Source organism: Luteibacter sp. (assembly GCF_051958795.1).
Classification (GTDB): domain Bacteria; phylum Pseudomonadota; class Gammaproteobacteria; order Xanthomonadales; family Rhodanobacteraceae; genus Luteibacter.
Window position 1 is genome coordinate 1 of record NZ_JBQCFT010000196.1, and the last position, 15,824, is coordinate 15,824.

Annotated in this window: 13 protein-coding genes; 11 read left to right on the plus strand and 2 right to left on the minus strand. The window is 65.5% G+C overall.

From position 1 onward, the window contains the following. Positions 1 to 73: 73 nt before the first annotated feature. A complete protein-coding gene (locus ACTHLF_RS09930; protein ID WP_440327037.1) occupies positions 74 to 541 on the minus strand; it encodes a GNAT family N-acetyltransferase in 468 nt (155 codons plus the stop codon). Positions 542 to 815: 274 nt separating this feature from the next. On the opposite strand from ACTHLF_RS09930, the gene pilV reads away from it, so the two are divergent. From pilV to ACTHLF_RS09975, 9 genes are all read left to right on the plus strand, one after another. Continuing rightward, a complete protein-coding gene (gene pilV, locus ACTHLF_RS09935; RefSeq protein ID WP_440327039.1) occupies positions 816 to 1,364 on the plus strand; it encodes a type IV pilus modification protein PilV in 549 nt (182 codons plus the stop codon). Continuing rightward, positions 1,364 to 2,689 (plus strand): PilW family protein, encoded by a 1,326-nt coding sequence (locus ACTHLF_RS09940; protein ID WP_440327059.1) that lies wholly within the window; start codon positions 1,364 to 1,366, stop codon positions 2,687 to 2,689. The genes pilV and ACTHLF_RS09940 overlap by 1 nt, the downstream gene beginning before the upstream one ends. After that, positions 2,686 to 3,273 carry a pilus assembly PilX family protein gene (locus tag ACTHLF_RS09945; RefSeq protein ID WP_440327041.1) on the plus strand — a complete coding sequence of 196 codons (588 nt, stop codon included), beginning with the start codon at positions 2,686 to 2,688 and terminating at the stop codon, positions 3,271 to 3,273. Before ACTHLF_RS09940 ends, ACTHLF_RS09945 begins: the two co-directional genes overlap by 4 nt. Positions 3,274 to 3,284: 11 nt before the next feature. Next, positions 3,285 to 7,064 carry a pilus assembly protein gene (locus ACTHLF_RS09950; protein WP_440327043.1) on the plus strand — a complete coding sequence of 1,260 codons (3,780 nt, stop codon included), beginning with the start codon at positions 3,285 to 3,287 and terminating at the stop codon, positions 7,062 to 7,064. A gap of 1 nt (position 7,065) precedes the next feature. After that, on the plus strand, positions 7,066 to 7,503 hold the full coding sequence (locus tag ACTHLF_RS09955) for a type IV pilin protein (RefSeq protein ID WP_440327045.1): 438 nt from the start codon (positions 7,066 to 7,068) through the stop codon (positions 7,501 to 7,503). Further along, positions 7,500 to 8,096, plus strand: coding sequence for a GspH/FimT family pseudopilin (locus ACTHLF_RS09960; RefSeq protein ID WP_440327047.1), 597 nt, complete (start codon positions 7,500 to 7,502; stop codon positions 8,094 to 8,096). The genes ACTHLF_RS09955 and ACTHLF_RS09960 overlap by 4 nt, the downstream gene beginning before the upstream one ends. Before the next feature lie 44 nt (positions 8,097 to 8,140). Further along, positions 8,141 to 8,539: a VOC family protein gene (locus tag ACTHLF_RS09965; protein ID WP_440327049.1), complete on the plus strand. Its 399-nt coding sequence runs from the start codon at positions 8,141 to 8,143 to the stop codon at positions 8,537 to 8,539. Between the two features lie 62 nt (positions 8,540 to 8,601). Beyond that, positions 8,602 to 9,444, plus strand: coding sequence for a class I SAM-dependent methyltransferase (locus ACTHLF_RS09970; protein ID WP_440327051.1), 843 nt, complete (start codon positions 8,602 to 8,604; stop codon positions 9,442 to 9,444). Between the two features lie 79 nt (positions 9,445 to 9,523). After that, on the plus strand, positions 9,524 to 12,589 hold the full coding sequence (locus ACTHLF_RS09975) for a discoidin domain-containing protein (protein WP_440327052.1): 3,066 nt from the start codon (positions 9,524 to 9,526) through the stop codon (positions 12,587 to 12,589). A gap of 108 nt (positions 12,590 to 12,697) precedes the next feature. Here ACTHLF_RS09975 and ACTHLF_RS09980 read toward each other — a convergent pair whose 3' ends face one another. Further along, a complete protein-coding gene (locus ACTHLF_RS09980) occupies positions 12,698 to 14,248 on the minus strand; it encodes an MDR family MFS transporter (protein WP_440327054.1) in 1,551 nt (516 codons plus the stop codon). A gap of 94 nt (positions 14,249 to 14,342) precedes the next feature. Here ACTHLF_RS09980 and ACTHLF_RS09985 point away from each other — a divergent pair, with 94 nt between their 5' ends. Next, a complete protein-coding gene (locus ACTHLF_RS09985) occupies positions 14,343 to 15,023 on the plus strand; it encodes a TetR/AcrR family transcriptional regulator (protein WP_440327056.1) in 681 nt (226 codons plus the stop codon). Between the two features lie 29 nt (positions 15,024 to 15,052). Next, a complete protein-coding gene (gene gph, locus ACTHLF_RS09990; RefSeq protein WP_440327058.1) occupies positions 15,053 to 15,706 on the plus strand; it encodes a phosphoglycolate phosphatase in 654 nt (217 codons plus the stop codon). Positions 15,707 to 15,824 lie beyond the last annotated feature (118 nt).

Here is a 15,824-nt window from a genome sequence, read left to right on the forward strand (position 1 = left end):
ATGCGTTGGCTTATCGCGCGCAAGCGCGCTCCCACAAGAAAGCGATTCGCCCCTCGTGCGACTGGGATGCGTGCTACGCCTCCCGCAAATGCAGTAGCGGGAATGGCCTGCCGTCGCCATCGGTCTCGGAACGTCCGGTGACGACGAACCCGCGCGCAAGATAGAAAGCCAGCGCCGCAGGATTCTGCTCGTTCACGTCCACGGCCAGCGCGCCCTTGAGCGCGCGCGCATGTGCGAGCAACCGTGAACCGCCGCCGTTGCCAGCGTGGTCGGGATCGATGAAAAGCGCCTCGAGTTTCGGGCCGTCCAGGCCCATGAACCCCAGTGGCGTACCGTCTTCACCGAGAAGCACCCAGACCTCCAGCGCAACGAGCGCGCCATCGCGCACGGCGGGCACGAGTGCTTCAATGTCTGCGTCGGACAGGAAGGCATGACTCGCGCGTACCGAACGTAGCCACAGTGCCAGCAGTGGCCCATGATCTTCAGGTGTCGCGCTGCGAATGAGATATTTCGTAATCATTTGTTGATTATTCCTGTGCATGTCGTAGCAACTATCGACGCCTATCGCGTCAACGCGCTCCTGATGTAATCGTTGAATCAAGCGCGCGTGAAAGACATGCGAATCACATTTGTGATGTTTTGATCACGCTAATCGCGTTACGTTGTACTTCGCGGCTTTCGAAATGCCGGATTTGCAGCATTCGCACCCATTACGTGCAGGATGATAAAACCGGACGATCGATACCATGCGCTCGCCGCCTCGTTGCCTGCTCGGGGGCGTTATGCAGAGAACAGACAAGCAAGCAAGGGGTTGTATGTCACCACGAGGCAGAGCCACCGGCGCCTCCCTGATCGAAGTGCTCATCGCGGTGTTGGTGTTCGGCGTCGGCGTGGTCGGACTCGCGGGTCTTCTGATTATCTCATTCCGATCGAACCAGATGGGTTACCTGCGCACGCAGGCGGAGTTCGTCGCCATGGGCATGGCGGATCGCATGCGGGCCAACCCACTTGGCGTCTGGTCGGGCGCTTACGATTCGACGAGCTATCCGCTCACCGTCACCCAGGATTGTACGAAGGCCGCCGCGTGCACCCCGGCGCAGCTTGCCAAGCGCGACCAGGCCCAGTGGAGCGCGCAGCTCAATACCTTCCTGCCGAACCCGGCCGCATCGATCGCCTGTACGAAAGGTGTCACGGCCGATGCTACGCAGTTGCAGATGCGTCCTCCGTACGCTGGAAACTGCGTCATGAAGATCACGTGGATCGAGCGGAGCGCCACCGATAGCAGTACCGCGGCTGCCTCCAACAGCGGCGCAGGCACCGGCAGCGTGGTAACGCGGACGTATGCCTGGAACTTCCAGCCATGATGCCGCGCAGCACTCTCCCCGCGTCGCCGGCCCGCGGCATGTCCCTCATCGAAGTGATGGTCGCCATGGCGCTGGGTATCCTGGTCGCGCTCGGCATCGTCAACATCTTCACCACGACTTCCAGCAGCAGCCTGGTACAGGCGCAGCTTGCGCGGCTGCAGGAGGGTGGGCGGTTTGCCATCACCTCGCTGACCAATGACCTGCGCATGGCGAACGCACAGTACTGTTCGAACATGGGCGGGCCATCCGCTGGCTTGTCCAACGGCGCCCTTACCCTGGATCGCTACCTGCGGGCGCCAAAGGTCATCCTTTCCGGAGCCACGCTTCAAGCGGCCATGCAGGATGTCACGACGTCCTGGGGCGCGACGAGCGGTACGAATACCTACCCAGCGGCGCCGACCACGCCATTCATCCTGCCCTCGTGGTATGGCATGCGTGGATACGATTGCACCACCACGGCATGCACACCCGTGGATCCGAAAGGTCCGTCGACCAGCGCGGGCGTCATCCCCGCCCAGGGCACGGCCACGGGAAACCGCGTGTTGGGCAGCGATATCCTGACGATCCGCTACCTCAATGGAACACGTGGATGGACCCTTGATGGCACGGGCAGCACGATGACTGTTGCCTCGCAGGTCGTGACCAGTATCTCCCTGACGCAGAAAACCGGGGAACCGCCGGTCACTGATATCAAGAGCGGCGACCTGATGATGCTGGCCGACTGCAACGCCTCCCAGGTGTTCAGCGCGAAAGTCGCCGGGACGACTATCACTGCGGATTCGAACTACACCACGCTCTCGCAGCCGACCGGCGTTTCGCCGCGCCTGTTCGATTTCAACCGGGATTACCAGACGGTCACCTACTACCTTCAGGTCGTCGACGATAACGATGGCAACAAGACCGGTGCCCTCATGCGCCGCCTGAACGGCGTGAGCTCCGAGGTCGTGCGCGGCGTTGAGCGACTCGATTTCCTCTACGGCGTAATGGATGCCGCGGGCAACACCAGCTTCCGGACGGCCGCCGATATCGACAGCGCGACCAGCTGCGCATCGTCCAGCCCCGGCACGCTGGGCAGCGATCCCGGATGCCTGTGGCGCTCCGTGCAAAGCATCGAGGTGCATGTGCTGATGGACGGGCAAAAGCCGCTGTACGCGCTGAATAACGGTGACATGCAATACCAGTACTACGGCGACACCGCCATTACGGGACTGGCGTCTCCGGACGATGCGAACCGAACGGTAAAACCAAGCCAGCAGGGCTTTGACAATCACATGCTGCGCCGCGAGTTCACCACGCTGGTATCGGTGAGGAACTACAACCCATGAAAAAGGAACGCGGCGCCGTCCTCGTCATCGCCATGATCTTCCTGCTGTTGCTGACGGTCGTGGCCATCACCAGCTCGAGCCGGTCGCTGCTGCAAGAGCGGCTGGCAGGCGCCCTGCGTAATGCCCAGCAGGCCAGCTGGTCGGCCGAGAACGCGCTCCGCGGGGTTGAATGGCGGATCTTTTCCGGCGATGGGAGCCTGGGTTGCTACAACTCCAGCAATCCGGCCACTGTCAGCGCCAAGGTGACGACCTTCCGCAACGCATCCACGTGGATTACGGATGGAGCGACCGAGTACAAGGGGGCAGCGGTTGCCATGGACTACACGGCCGCGCCGACCGACGCGACGCTGGCAAGCGCGCAGCTCGCCGCGAACCCACGGTACATCGTGGAGCTGCTCGGCCAGGATCGCGCACCGCCGAACACCACCAGCCGGGCGGTCGAAGCGGGATCCGGTGGCAGCACCACTGCGCGATTCTATCTCTACCGCATCACGGCCCGCGCCACTGGTGGCGGTCCCAACAGCATCCGCGTCGTCGAGTCCACGTTCGTCACACCCAATCTCCTCGCGTGCACGCTGAGCTGAAGGACCCCGCCATGCCTCGACCCTCCCGCCCCTGGCGCGCCCTGCTCTCCTGCATCGCGACGCTGTTCATCGGCACGTCGGCACAGGCCGGCACGGTGACCCTGAGCCGCACGCCGCCCGGCGTTACCTCGAAGGTAGCGCCGAATATCGTGGTGACCTTCGACGATTCGGGCTCGATGAACTCCACGTCGATCCCGGACGCCATGGATAGCTCGTACAACAAGAAGTATTACTACTCGGCCGACGGTAACCCGATCTATTTCGATCCCACGGTCACCTATGTCGTGCCACCGGATGCGTTCGGGCAACCACTGGGCACGCCGACGTTCGCCGCCGCATGGCGCGACGGATACTGCGCGAACACGCTGACCAAGAAGTGCTGGTCGCCATCCGGTGGCCTCCTGGGCGCCTCGGTCTACAAGGACCCGGTCACCGTTAACCTCAGCAACGCATTCAGCACCAACTTCCTGACCAACACCCTGGCGGGCAACTCGCCCTGCCCCCGGGATGCGAACGAGGCTGGCTGGTATACCAGCGGCAACAACTGCGGTGTCCTTGAGATCCCAACCAATGTGCGCGGATCGAAGACCACTGGCACGGGCAACAACAAGGTCACTACCTACGATACCGGCGCCTTCTACTACGTCTGCACCAATGGCACCGACGAGAGCACCTGCACGTACCATCTGGTCGCTAACGAATCGACGGCGATCCAGGCCAACTTTGCCATCTGGTACAGCTACTACCGCACCCGCAATTTCAATGCGCGCGCGGCTGTAGGCCGCGTATTCGGCGCCATAGCGGATAACGCCGTCCGGGTGAGCTGGCAGACCCTTCAAAGCCAGTCCGGGAGCGGCAGTTACTACACCGGCGCCCTCCTCTACACCGGCTTGCCGTACGGCCCGCTTGCCACCTCGAGCAAGATCCTGGAACTCGCCAACGGTAGCAGTTGCACCGCGGCCAGCACGTCGGATACGTGCTGGCGGAGCCCGTTCATGAACTGGATCTATGGCGTGCCTGCAAGCGGCGGCACGCCGACCCGCGTCGCCACGATCGCGGCGGGCGAATTCTTCAAGCGCAAGCTGAGCACGACCACGCCGACGGCGCAGGATCCGTACTGGAACGGCAGTACGAGCACGCCGGGCGAACTGGCCTGCCGCAAGAACTTCCACATGCTGGTGACCGACGGTTACTGGAACGGCGATTCGCCAGGCACCGTAGCGCCGCCGGACAACAAGTCGACGACGTTCCCGGACAACGTGGCGTATTCGATTACCGACAATAACTCGAAGATCTACTGGAACCAGAACGGCACGACCTCACCGTCACTCGCCGATATCGCGTTCGCCTATTGGGCGACCGACCTGCGTACCGATCTCACGAACAATGTCCCGGCGTACTGGCCCGACCTGACCACGGGCATCACCGCCACCAGCGCGACGGTGGACCCAACCAAGCCGGGGGCGACGCCCGAGGTCTATTTCAATCCGTCCAACGACCCGGCGACCTGGCAACACATGTCGCAATACATGGTGACGATGGGGATCTCCGGCACGCTGGCGTACGACGACGACTACCTCGCGCTTCGCAAGGGCACCAAGGCGTGGCCCAACCCGGACACGAGCGGTGGCGCCGTCAACATCGACGACACCTGGCATGCGGCCGTCAACAGCCGCGGCGGCTATTTCAGCGCCGCCGACCCGACCTCGCTGGTGAACAGCCTGAGCAGCATCCTCTCCTCGGTGATCGCCAGCAGCTCCACCGCGCTGACGCTCAGCCTGAGCACCAACGTGCTGACGGCCAACGCCGTGGCGTATTACGCCGGTTACGATACAACGACCTGGGGCGGCACCTTGCAGGCGAAGAGCGTGAGCCTCGCCGGCGTGGTCGGCGCCACGCTCTGGACCACCGCAGATACGCTGGACAAGCGCAGCCTCAGCAGCGATCCGCGCCTCATTGCGACCAGCACCGGGCCCGGCACGGGCACCGGCACGCCCTTCGCCTGGGATAACCTGAGTCTCAATGAGAAAGCCATCCTGAATGCGTCGGACGGCACGTCGCCGCTGCTGACCAACGATGGCCTGGGGCAGCAACGCCTCGCATGGCTCAGCGGCTCGAAGACGAACGAAGGCAGCGTCTTCCGTACACGGGGATCGATCCTGGGCGCGATCTTCGGCTCGCAACCGACCTATGTGGCACAGCCCACCGGCAACTACAGCGACAGCTTCCCCACGGGCTCGCCGGAGGCCGCGGCGGTAAGCACCGATAGTTATCTTGCGTTCCTCACCAAGTGGGCCTCGCGCCCGGCCATGGTCTACGTCGGTGCGAACGACGGCATGCTCCATGCCTTCGATGCACGCCTTGCGAGCGACGCAAATGCGTCCCCAGGGCGCGAGATGTGGGCCTATGTGCCAGCCAGCGTTTACCCCAACCTGCCGGCGCAAACCAAGCTGAAGGGCTTTGCCTTCACCCCGACCGTCGATGGCAGCCCGGTCACAGGCGACGTATTCTTCAATGCGGCCAACACCACGAACAACACGACCAAGGGCTGGCACACGCTGCTCGTCGGTTCATTGCGCTACGGCGGCCGCGGCGTGTTCGGCATCGACATCACCGACCCGTCGAAGGATACGATGGGCACACCCACGGCCGTTGCTTCGAAGGTGCTTTGGGAGTTCAACAGCGATAGCGTGTCACTGGCAGGCACGCCGGCCAACCTGGGCTATACGTTCGGCACGCCAGTCATCGCGCGCATCGCCTGGAGCAATGCGGACACGAACAAGACCGTTGGCCGATGGGTAGTCCTCGTGCCCGGTGGCTATTTCCCCGACGACAGCACCGTGGCGGCTGCGAGCAACACCTACAGCTCGCTATTTGTCCTCGATGCGCAGACCGGCGCCCTGCTCAAGGAAATCCGTACGCCCACCGGGTTGGGCGCCACGGCCAGCCACGGTCTGACCACCCCGACCCTGGGTGACTACGACGGTGACCAGGTGGCCGATGTCGCTTTCGCCGGTGACCTTGACGGGAACCTGTGGCGCATCGATCTATCCAATGCTTCGTTGAGCAGCGCGACGCAATCGCAGGGCGTCAGCCTGCTGTTCAAGCCCGCGACGGCGAATGCGCAGTCGATCACTACCGCGCCGCGTCTCGTCGCGGACCCCAACTCCGCCTATTTCATGGTGGTGTTCGGCACGGGCCGGTTCCTGAGTACGGCAGATACGGCGGATACCACCACGCAGTCGATCTATGGCGTGCGCGACCCTGGCGCGAACGTGGCGACGCCGATCGGCGTGGCTTCGCTGGTCGCACAGACGATGGCTGTCGATGCGACCACTGGCGCGATCGGCTTGACCAGCAATGCCGTGCCCGCCACGAAGTCGGGTTGGTACATCAACCTCAGCAACCCCGCCGGTGAGCGTGTCGTGGTGACTCCCGCGCTGGATGCGAGCTCCGGGACGGTGATCTTCAGCACGCTCATCCCGACCGCGAATGATCCTTGCACTACCTCGAGCTCGGGCTCGGTACTTTCCGTCGACGGCACGACAGGCGGCGCCGCCTATGGCGCGTCGATCGGCAACTCGTCGTACAACCTGGGTTCGGGCTTCACCCTCGCCGGCGCGCGCGTCACCGGCGCGGCGACATCGGGTGCGCTGAGCACGGTTGCCAGCCTGTCTGGCGGCCGCTCGTATATCCCGGGCCAGCCGACGGCGGTCGGTGGCAATACCCCAAGCAATGCGATCCCCACCGCGCGCCGCCGCGGCTGGAGGGTCTTGAATAGCGAGAACTGACATGACCTGCTTCCGCCCGCGCAGGCGCGGCTTCACCCTGGTCGAACTGATGATCACGCTGGCGGTCATGGCCATCCTCGCCGCCATTGCCTACCCGCAATACAACCGCTACGGCTTCCGTGCCAGGCGCGCGGACGGCCAGAAGCTGCTGATGGCGATCGCCAATGCCGAGGAACGTTATTACGCGCAGCAGAACAAGTACGCGGACCTGCAGGCCATTGGCTTTTCGACGACCACGACGGCTATCTCCGACAGCGGCTATTACAACGCCACGGTCACGGTCAGCGCGGTGAACACCTTTGCCGCGCAGGGTTTTACGGCGACGGCCGTACCCGTGAAAGGCGGCGCACAGGAGAAGGACGCCTGTGCCTCACTGACGATCACGAACGCTGGCGTCAAGGGGCAATCGGGTACGACATCGAACGGGAGCTGCTGGTGAAAGCGCGGGGGTTCTCGCTGCTCGAGCTGATGGTCGCGCTGGTGATTGGCGCGATCCTCGTGGCCATCGCAGTGCCCTCTTTCCGGACGACGATCCAGAAGCATCGCTTACGCAGCGCAACCGACAACCTGCAGGCATCCATCGACTACGCCCGCTCCGAAGCCGTGCTCCGTGCGACCTACGTCTCCGTGTGCGCGAGCGCCGACGGAGCAACCTGCTCGGGCACGAAAACCTATGAAACCGGCTGGCTCGTGTATGCACACCCGGTAGCGACCACCGCGGCAACGGATGCGTACAGCACGGATACCAGCAAGGGCATGGCGCTCCTGCGTGCCGGCGGCGCCCTGACACTGGTCTCGGCACGCGCACTCGATACCGGCGTCGTCACCTTTGGGCAGCAAGGACAGCTCGAGCCCGTCTCGACGCGCACCAATGCGAGCCAGCCCATGTATTTCGTGCTCTGCGCCGTGACGACGGGCAGTGCGCTCCCTGGCCAGAATACCGATAGCGTGCCCGGCTCGCGCATCGGCATCAGCGCCTTCGGCGCCTCGGCTGGCACCAAGCTCAACGCGACCGACACCTGCGGCACCTGACTTGCGCTACAGTCCGGCCCTGCCCCTTCCGCAGGAGAAGCCCGATGATCGACCACACTGGCGTGACCGTCAGCGATTTCGAACGCAGCAAGACCTTCTACGAGAAGGTGCTCGCCGCGATCGGGTATGAACTACTCGCGATATTCCCCGCGACGGTGACCGGCCGCACGGATGTCGCGGGCTTTGGCGAAGGCGGAAAGGCGGATTTCTGGATCTACAAGGGCGAGCCGAACCGGCCGCCGGTACATGTGGCATTCCGGGTGACGTCCCGCCAGCTCGTGCACGCCTTCCACGAAGCGGCGCTGGCCCACGGTGGCCGCGACAATGGCCCGCCCGGGCCGCGCTCGCATTACCACGAGGGGTATTACGGCGGATTCGTCCTGGATCCCGACGGGCACAACATCGAAGCCGTGTTCCACGGGCACCCGCACCCGTCGGCCTGATCGGCGGCGAGGCCAGCCCGGGCCAGCTATCATGCGGGGCTGGCTTCCTTCCTGGCACTCCCTTGGCGCACTACACCGGCCCCCTCCTTACCGAACCCACGGCCCAGGCCCTGCTTTCCGCCCACAAGGCCGGCGCCGGTACGTGGCAGGGATCGCTCGACCTCGGCCGCAGTGACGGTACGGCCACGCTGGGCGAAAGCAGCTGGACCTGGCGTGACCAGGCGTATCCCTACCCCGGCAAGGTAAAGGCCCGGACGATCTACGCATGGGACGGCTCGGCCTTCGAGCCGGTGTCGCGCTTCTCGGGCTCGCTGATCAAGCTCGTTCCCACCGAATGGGGCGTGCCGACCTTCGAGATCGATGGCATCAAGATGCTGCCGACCTCGAAGGAATCACCGCTCGACGACGCACGGCGCAAGGTCGCTTTGGTTGAACCTCGTGGCAAGGTCGTGCTCGACACCTGTGGCGGGCTAGGTTATTTCGCCGCCTGCTGCCTCGATGCCGGCGTCGCGCGGATGCTGTCGTTCGAGAAAAACCCGGATGTGCTGTGGTTGCGCACGGTCAACCCGTGGTCGCCCGATCCCGACGCCGATAGCGCGGGCGGGCGGCTCGAGCTGACCCACGGCGATGTGTCCGAACGGATCACGGCGCTGGCCGACGCCTCGGTCGATGCCATCCTGCACGACCCGCCGCGCTTCGGCATCGCCGGCGAACTCTATTCGCAGGTGTTCTATAACGAACTGGCGCGCGTGGTCCGGCGCGGCGGCCGGCTGTTCCATTACACCGGCAGTCCGAACAAGCTGACCACGGGTCGGGATGTGCCCAGCGAAGTCGCTGCGCGCCTCGAGAAAGCGGGTTTCACCGCGAAGCCGGTGCTCGATGGCGTGTACGGCACGCGTCGCTGAGCGAGAACCCCATCACGCGCGAGGGCTGTGTTTCATCGCGTTACGTGATTAGGCTGTGAAACCTCCCCGGAGGTACCCCATGCGTTCGATCCTTTGCTTCTCCGTCGCGGCCCTGCTTGCGACGCCCGCACTTTCCGCCAGCCTGCCGGGACGCAGCAGCTGGCAGGCGAGCAGTTCCTCCCAGCAGGTTCCCGCCCTCGCACCCGCCCACGCGATCGATGGCGATGAAACGACCCGCTGGGGCGGATCCTTCAGCCCCGGCCAATGGTTCCAGGTCGACCTGGGCAAAGTGGCGCGCGTCGGCGGCGTCCGCATCCATTGGGATAGCGGGTTCGCCGCCTCCTACTCGATCCAGGTGTCGACCGACGGCAAGGCCTTCCATCCGGTCTACACGGTCACGGACTCACCCGGCGGCGAGGAATACCTCGTATTTCCGGCGGAGGATGCGCGTTACGTGCGCCTGGCCGCACCGGCACGCACCGCGGACTGGGGCGTTTCGGTGTTCGAATTCGAACCGATCGCCGCCAGCGATGCCGCGCAGGTCACGGGCCTTGCCGGCAACGGCGATGCCGCCTCGCTCTGGTCGGACGGCCATCCACGCAAGGTCGGTGGAGCCGGCGCGAAGCGCGAGGTCGATATCCGCCTGCCTCGTCCGCTCGACATCGCGGGCATCGAGGTGACGTGGACCGGACCACGCCCGGCGGCCACCCTGCAGGCGAAGGATGCGTCCGGCGCATGGAAGACGATCGATAGCGATCCTGGCAACGCTGGCGACGTGTCCTACCTGGCGGTCGATGCGCCGTTCAAGGCGACCATGCTGCGTCTCGCCCTCGATGCGGGGAGCGCTGAGCCGACGATTGCGCGGCTGCGCTTCCTTGCGCCGCCACGGGTGATGACGCCGATGAAGCGGTACCAGATCGCTGCGTCGCGTGCGAACGCCGCGCTGTTCCCGTCGTCGTTGCACATGCAGCAGGTGTACTGGACGGATGTCGGCGTGCCAGCGGGGCTGCAGAAGGCCATCTTCGATGAGTACGGCGACATCGAGCCGTTCAAGGGCGGCCCGCTGGTCCAGGCGATCTGGCGCGGCGCGGATGGCAAGGCGAGCATCGCGGATAACGGCGAGCGGACGCATGCGTTGCGCGACCGGTGGAAGCCGATGCCATCGGTGGGCTGGACGGCCGCGCCCGGGCTCACCGTGAAGGCGGAAACGTTTGCCGTGCAGGACGGCGCCCAACCCGTCGTCCTGCTCCGTCACCACCTGGCGAACGAGGGAACGACGCCAATCGATGGCCGACTGTTCCTCGCGGTGCGGCCGATGCAGGTGAATCCACCGTGGCAGAACGGCGGCCCGTCGCCCATCCGCTCGCTCAGCGTTGGCGCCGACAAGGTGGATGTGAACGGCCGCACGCTGCTGGTGCCGCTGGGCAAGCCCGACGCGATGGGCGCCGCCCCGTTCGGCGACCACGGCGCCACGGAGATCACCTCGGCCATCGCCGCGAACCAGCTGCCGCAGGCTGTATCGGTGCAGGATCCGCAGGGCCTCGCTGCGGGGGCGCTCGCCTACGATGTGCATCTCGCGCCGGGTGAATCCCGCGATGTCGTCGTGGCTTTCCCACTCGGCACGTCACCGGCGAATACCGATGGATCGCTGCCCGAACCACCCGCCATCGACCGCACGCGGATCACCGCGGCGGCGTTCGACGCGCTTGCCGGCAAGGTCTCCGCCGAATGGCAGGCACGCCTGGGCAGCGTCGGCCTTTCGTTGCCCGACGAAACGCTGGTCGACATCCTGCGCTCGCAAGCCGCGTACATGCTGGTGAACCAGACGGGCCATGCGATGCAGGCGGGCCCGCGCAACTACAACCGCTCATTCATCCGCGACGGCGCCGCCACCGCTTCGATCCTGCTGCGCATGGGTGAAGTGAAGACGGCACGCGATTACCTGGACTGGTACGCCAGCCATGCGGTGCACGAGAACGGCCTGGTCTCGCCAATCCTCAACGCGGATGGCACCGTCAACCGCGGGTTCGGCTCGGATATCGAGTACGACAGCCAGGGCGAATTCATCAACCTGGTCGCCGACGTCGCCCGCTTCGGTGGCGGGCCCGAGGCGGTTCGCCCTTACCTGCCCAAGGTGCGCGCGGCGATGCACTTCATGCAGGAGCTGCGCGAGCGCACGATGGTGCCCGGCTACCTCGCCGACCAGCCTGCCCCGCAGCGTTTCCACGGCATCATCGCGCCATCGATCAGCCACGAGGGGTATTCGAGCCCGACGCATAGCTATTGGGACGACTGGTGGGCCCTGAAGGGCTGGCACGATGGTGCCTGGCTCGCCGACCAGTGGGGCGACAAGGAGCTGGCCGCGTATGCGCGCACGCAATATGCGGCGCTGCGTGAGTCCGTCGGTGCCTCGATCCGCGCCACCATGGCGTGGAAAGGCGTGGACACGATCCCGGCCGCGGCGGACCTGGGCGACGGCGACCCGACCAGTATCTCGATCGCCCTCGATCCCGCCGGGCAGATGGACGTGCTGCCGCATGACGCGCTCGTCACGACGTTCGACCGCTACCTGGCCGACGTGCGCAAGCGCGAGCAGCCGGGCGAACTCTTCGCGTACACACCGTACGAACTGCGCAATGTCCTGACCTATGTCTACCTGGACCGGCCCGCGGACGCCGCGGAGCTCCTCGGCACCATCGTGCGTGACCGCCGGCCGCCCGAGTGGAACATGTGGGCCGAGGTCGTCCAGTCGCGCCTGCGCCACCCGGGTTACCTCGGCGACATGCCGCACACGTGGATCGGCGCCGAGTACGCCCGTCTGATCTTCGGCATGCTGATGCGCGAGGCGGACGATGGCCTGTACCTGCTGCCGGGCGCACCGCCGTCATGGGTGGCGGCCAACGGCCTGAAGGTTTCGAAACTGCCGGTCGCGTATGGCGTGCTCAACCTGTCCGCGCGCCGCCAGGGCGATACGCTCACCGTGACGCTCGACAAGGGCATCCGCGCGGGGACGGCAGTGCGGGTGTTCTGGCCAGGCCGGATGAAACCGAAGAGCGTGACCGTCGATGGCAAGGCCGCGACCAACTGGGACGCCGACGGCATCCGCCTTGACCGGCCCTTCCACACCCTAAAGGCAGAACTGTAGGAGCCCACCCTGTGGGCGACATCTCTCGCCCCGACATTGCAAGCCTTGTGACGGCAAGGCGAACGGCGTCGCTCACAGGGTGAGCTCCTACGCACCTCCAGGTTCCGCTCAGCCCTTCGCGCCCGCGCGGCGTAGCGGTACGTCGCGCAGGAACCAGGCCAGCACGAAGCCGAGGAACACCACCACCGCGGCGACGTCGTAGACCACGTGCAGCGACGACGCGAAGGCATGCAGGAACTTCGCATGCAGGTCCGCCGGCATCTTCGCCACCATGTCTGGCGAGAACGTGCGCGGCCCGATCGATGCCGCGGGGATATCCGCCGACATCCGCGCCTGCAGGCCGTGCGTGAACAGTGCACCGAACGCCGATACGCCCACCGAGCCACCGATGGAACGGAACATGGTGACGCCCGAGGTCGCGACGCCCATCAGCTTCATGTCCACGCTGTTCTGCACGGCCAGGATCAGCACCTGCATCACCATGCCGATGCCGAGGCCCAGCAGGCCGGCGTAACCGTAGATCAGGTAGAGCGGATCGTCTTCGCCCACGCTGCCCAGCAGGACCAGGGCGATCGCGCCGAGCAGCGTGCCGATGATCGGGAACATCCGGTAGCGTCCGATGCGGCTGATGATCCGACCGGCGACGATCGAACTGACCAGCACGCCACCCATCAACGGCAGCAACTGCAGGCCTGCACCCGTCGGCGAGACGCCCTTCACCACCTGCAGGTAGAGCGGCAGGTAGGTCGTGGAGCCGAACAGCGCCGTGCCGACGAAGAAGCCGATCAGGCTGCACAGCAGGAAGGTGCGGTGGCGGAACAGGTGCAGCGGGATGATCGGTTCGCTGGCGATGCGCTCTTCGTAGATGAAACCGACGACGCTCACCAGGCCCATCACCAGGATCATCCACAGCGCGATCGAATCCCACGGCATCTGCGCGCCGCCCTCGGTCGTGAACAGGATGATGCAGCTGAGTGCGACGGCGAGGAAACCCGCACCGAACCAGTCTATGGCGTGCTTTACGTGGCGCGTATGCGGGTGGAATACCGCGGCGATCACCAGCAGGCACAGGATGCCCAGCGGCAGGTTCACGTAGAAGATCCAGCGCCAGGTGAGGTGATCCACCAGGAAGCCGCCGAGCAGCGGCCCGATGACCGTCGCGAGGCCGAAGACGCCACCGAACAGGCCCTGGTAGCGGCCGCGATCCGCCGGGGGCACGACATCGCCCACCGCCGCCATGGTGATGACCAGCAGGCCGCCGCCGCCGAGACCCTGCAGGGCGCGCATCAGGATCAGCATGGTCATGTCCTGGGCCAGGCCGCACAGCACCGAGCCCAGCAGGAAGATGACGATGGCCACCTGCAGGACGATCTTGCGCCCGTACAGGTCGCCGAACTTGCCGTAGAGCGGCACCACGACGGTAGAAGTCAGCAGGTAGGCGGTGACGACCCAGGAGAGCTGGCTGAGGCCGCCCAGGTCGTTGACGATCGTGGGCAGCGCGGTGGAGACGATGGTCTGGTCGAGCGCCGCCAGAAGCATCACCAGCATCAGCGCCGGGAAAAGCAGGCGCAGCGATGGCTGGGCCGGGATCGGCGCCAGGCTGGGCTCGACCACCCCGGCGGGCGTTTCGGCGGGTTCGGGACGGTGGACGGCGTTCACGGCGAGGTGGGCCTGTAAATTAATTAAGTCGTCAGTTAATATATGTGGCAACGGACCGCAAGGCAACACCCCGACACCGTGCTATTCATCTGCGATGACTGATTCCGATATCGACACCCCGAGCCGGCCGCGCCGCGGCCGCCCCCCGGGCCGACCCCACGCGCAGCCCGACGGCGCCGACCAGCGCAGCCGGATCATCGAGATCGCCCTGGCGCTATACGCCCGCCATGGCTACAACGGCACGACCCTCGCCGCCATTGCCCGTGCCGCCGGGATGACTCCCGCGGCCGTGCACTACTACTTCAAGACCCGGGAACAGCTGTTCGACGAGGTGCACGAGGCGCATATCGCGCCGATGCGCGGCCGGGTCGAGGCGATCTTCGAGGAGTACAGGGGCGATCCCGTCGCCGCCTTCGTGAAGGTTGCCGAGCGTTTCGTGGAAGTCGCCGAAGAACACGAGTGGATCGCGCCGGTATTCTTCGGCGACCTGCTCACCGAGGGCGATACGTTCCGCAAGCACGCCCGGAACAAGGTCGATTACAAGAAGCAGGAGGCCTTCCACGCACGCATCCTGCAGTGGCAGGCCGAGGGCCTGCTGAATCGCGACCTCGACCCCGCGCTGGTCATGCCTTCGATCATGTCGCTAACCATGTTGTTCATGGCCGCCCGACGCAAGTGGAAGGATGACCCGATGCGCAAGGACGTGGACCGCGAAGCCATCCGCCGCCACGCCGCGGCGCTGCTTGGCCACGGCCTGGGGCCCGTAAAGGCGTAGAATCAACGTTTTTACCGCGGAGCGGCACCTTGGCCTTCCCCTATTCCCTCGTCATCTTCGACCTCGACGGCACGCTGGTGGACAGCGCGGCGGATATCGCCGAATCGGTGAACCGCACCCTGAGCGACTGGCGGCTGCCGGTGTACGACGTGAAGCAGATCACCGGGTGGATCGGTGAAGGCTCGCGCCAGTTGATCACCTACGCGTTCCAAGATGCGGGCAGCGATGCGGATATCGACGACGTCATGCCGGGGTTCCTGGTGCATTACGCGGAAACCGCACTGGATGCGGTCGCTTACGATGGCGTGGTCGAAACGCTGGTAGCCCTGCATGCGCAGGGCGTAAAACTCGCCGTGTGCACGAACAAGAACGAAGAATTCGTCCGCCCGCTGCTCGAGGCGCGCGGCATGATGCCGTATATCGACGGCATCGTCGGTGGCAACACGTTGCCGGAGCGCAAGCCGAGCGGCGTGCCGCTGAAGCATCTGGCCGACGAGGCGGGCGTGCCGCTCGATCGTGTAGTGATGGTGGGCGACTCCGAAAGCGACATGCTCGCGGCGAAGGATGCCGGCGTGCCTTACGTGCTCGTGACCTACGGCTATCCGAAATCGCTGGATGTCCATAACGCCGGCGCAATCGCCGTGATCGACCGTTTCGCCGACCTGCTGAAGCTAAACAGCTAAAGCCGTCGTGGGGGGGGGGGGGGGGGGGGGGGGGGGGGGGGGGGGGGGCGCCCCCCCCCGCCCCCCCGCCCCCGCCCCCCCCCCAGAACCGACGCGCGAGGACAGGCCAGCCCCGACG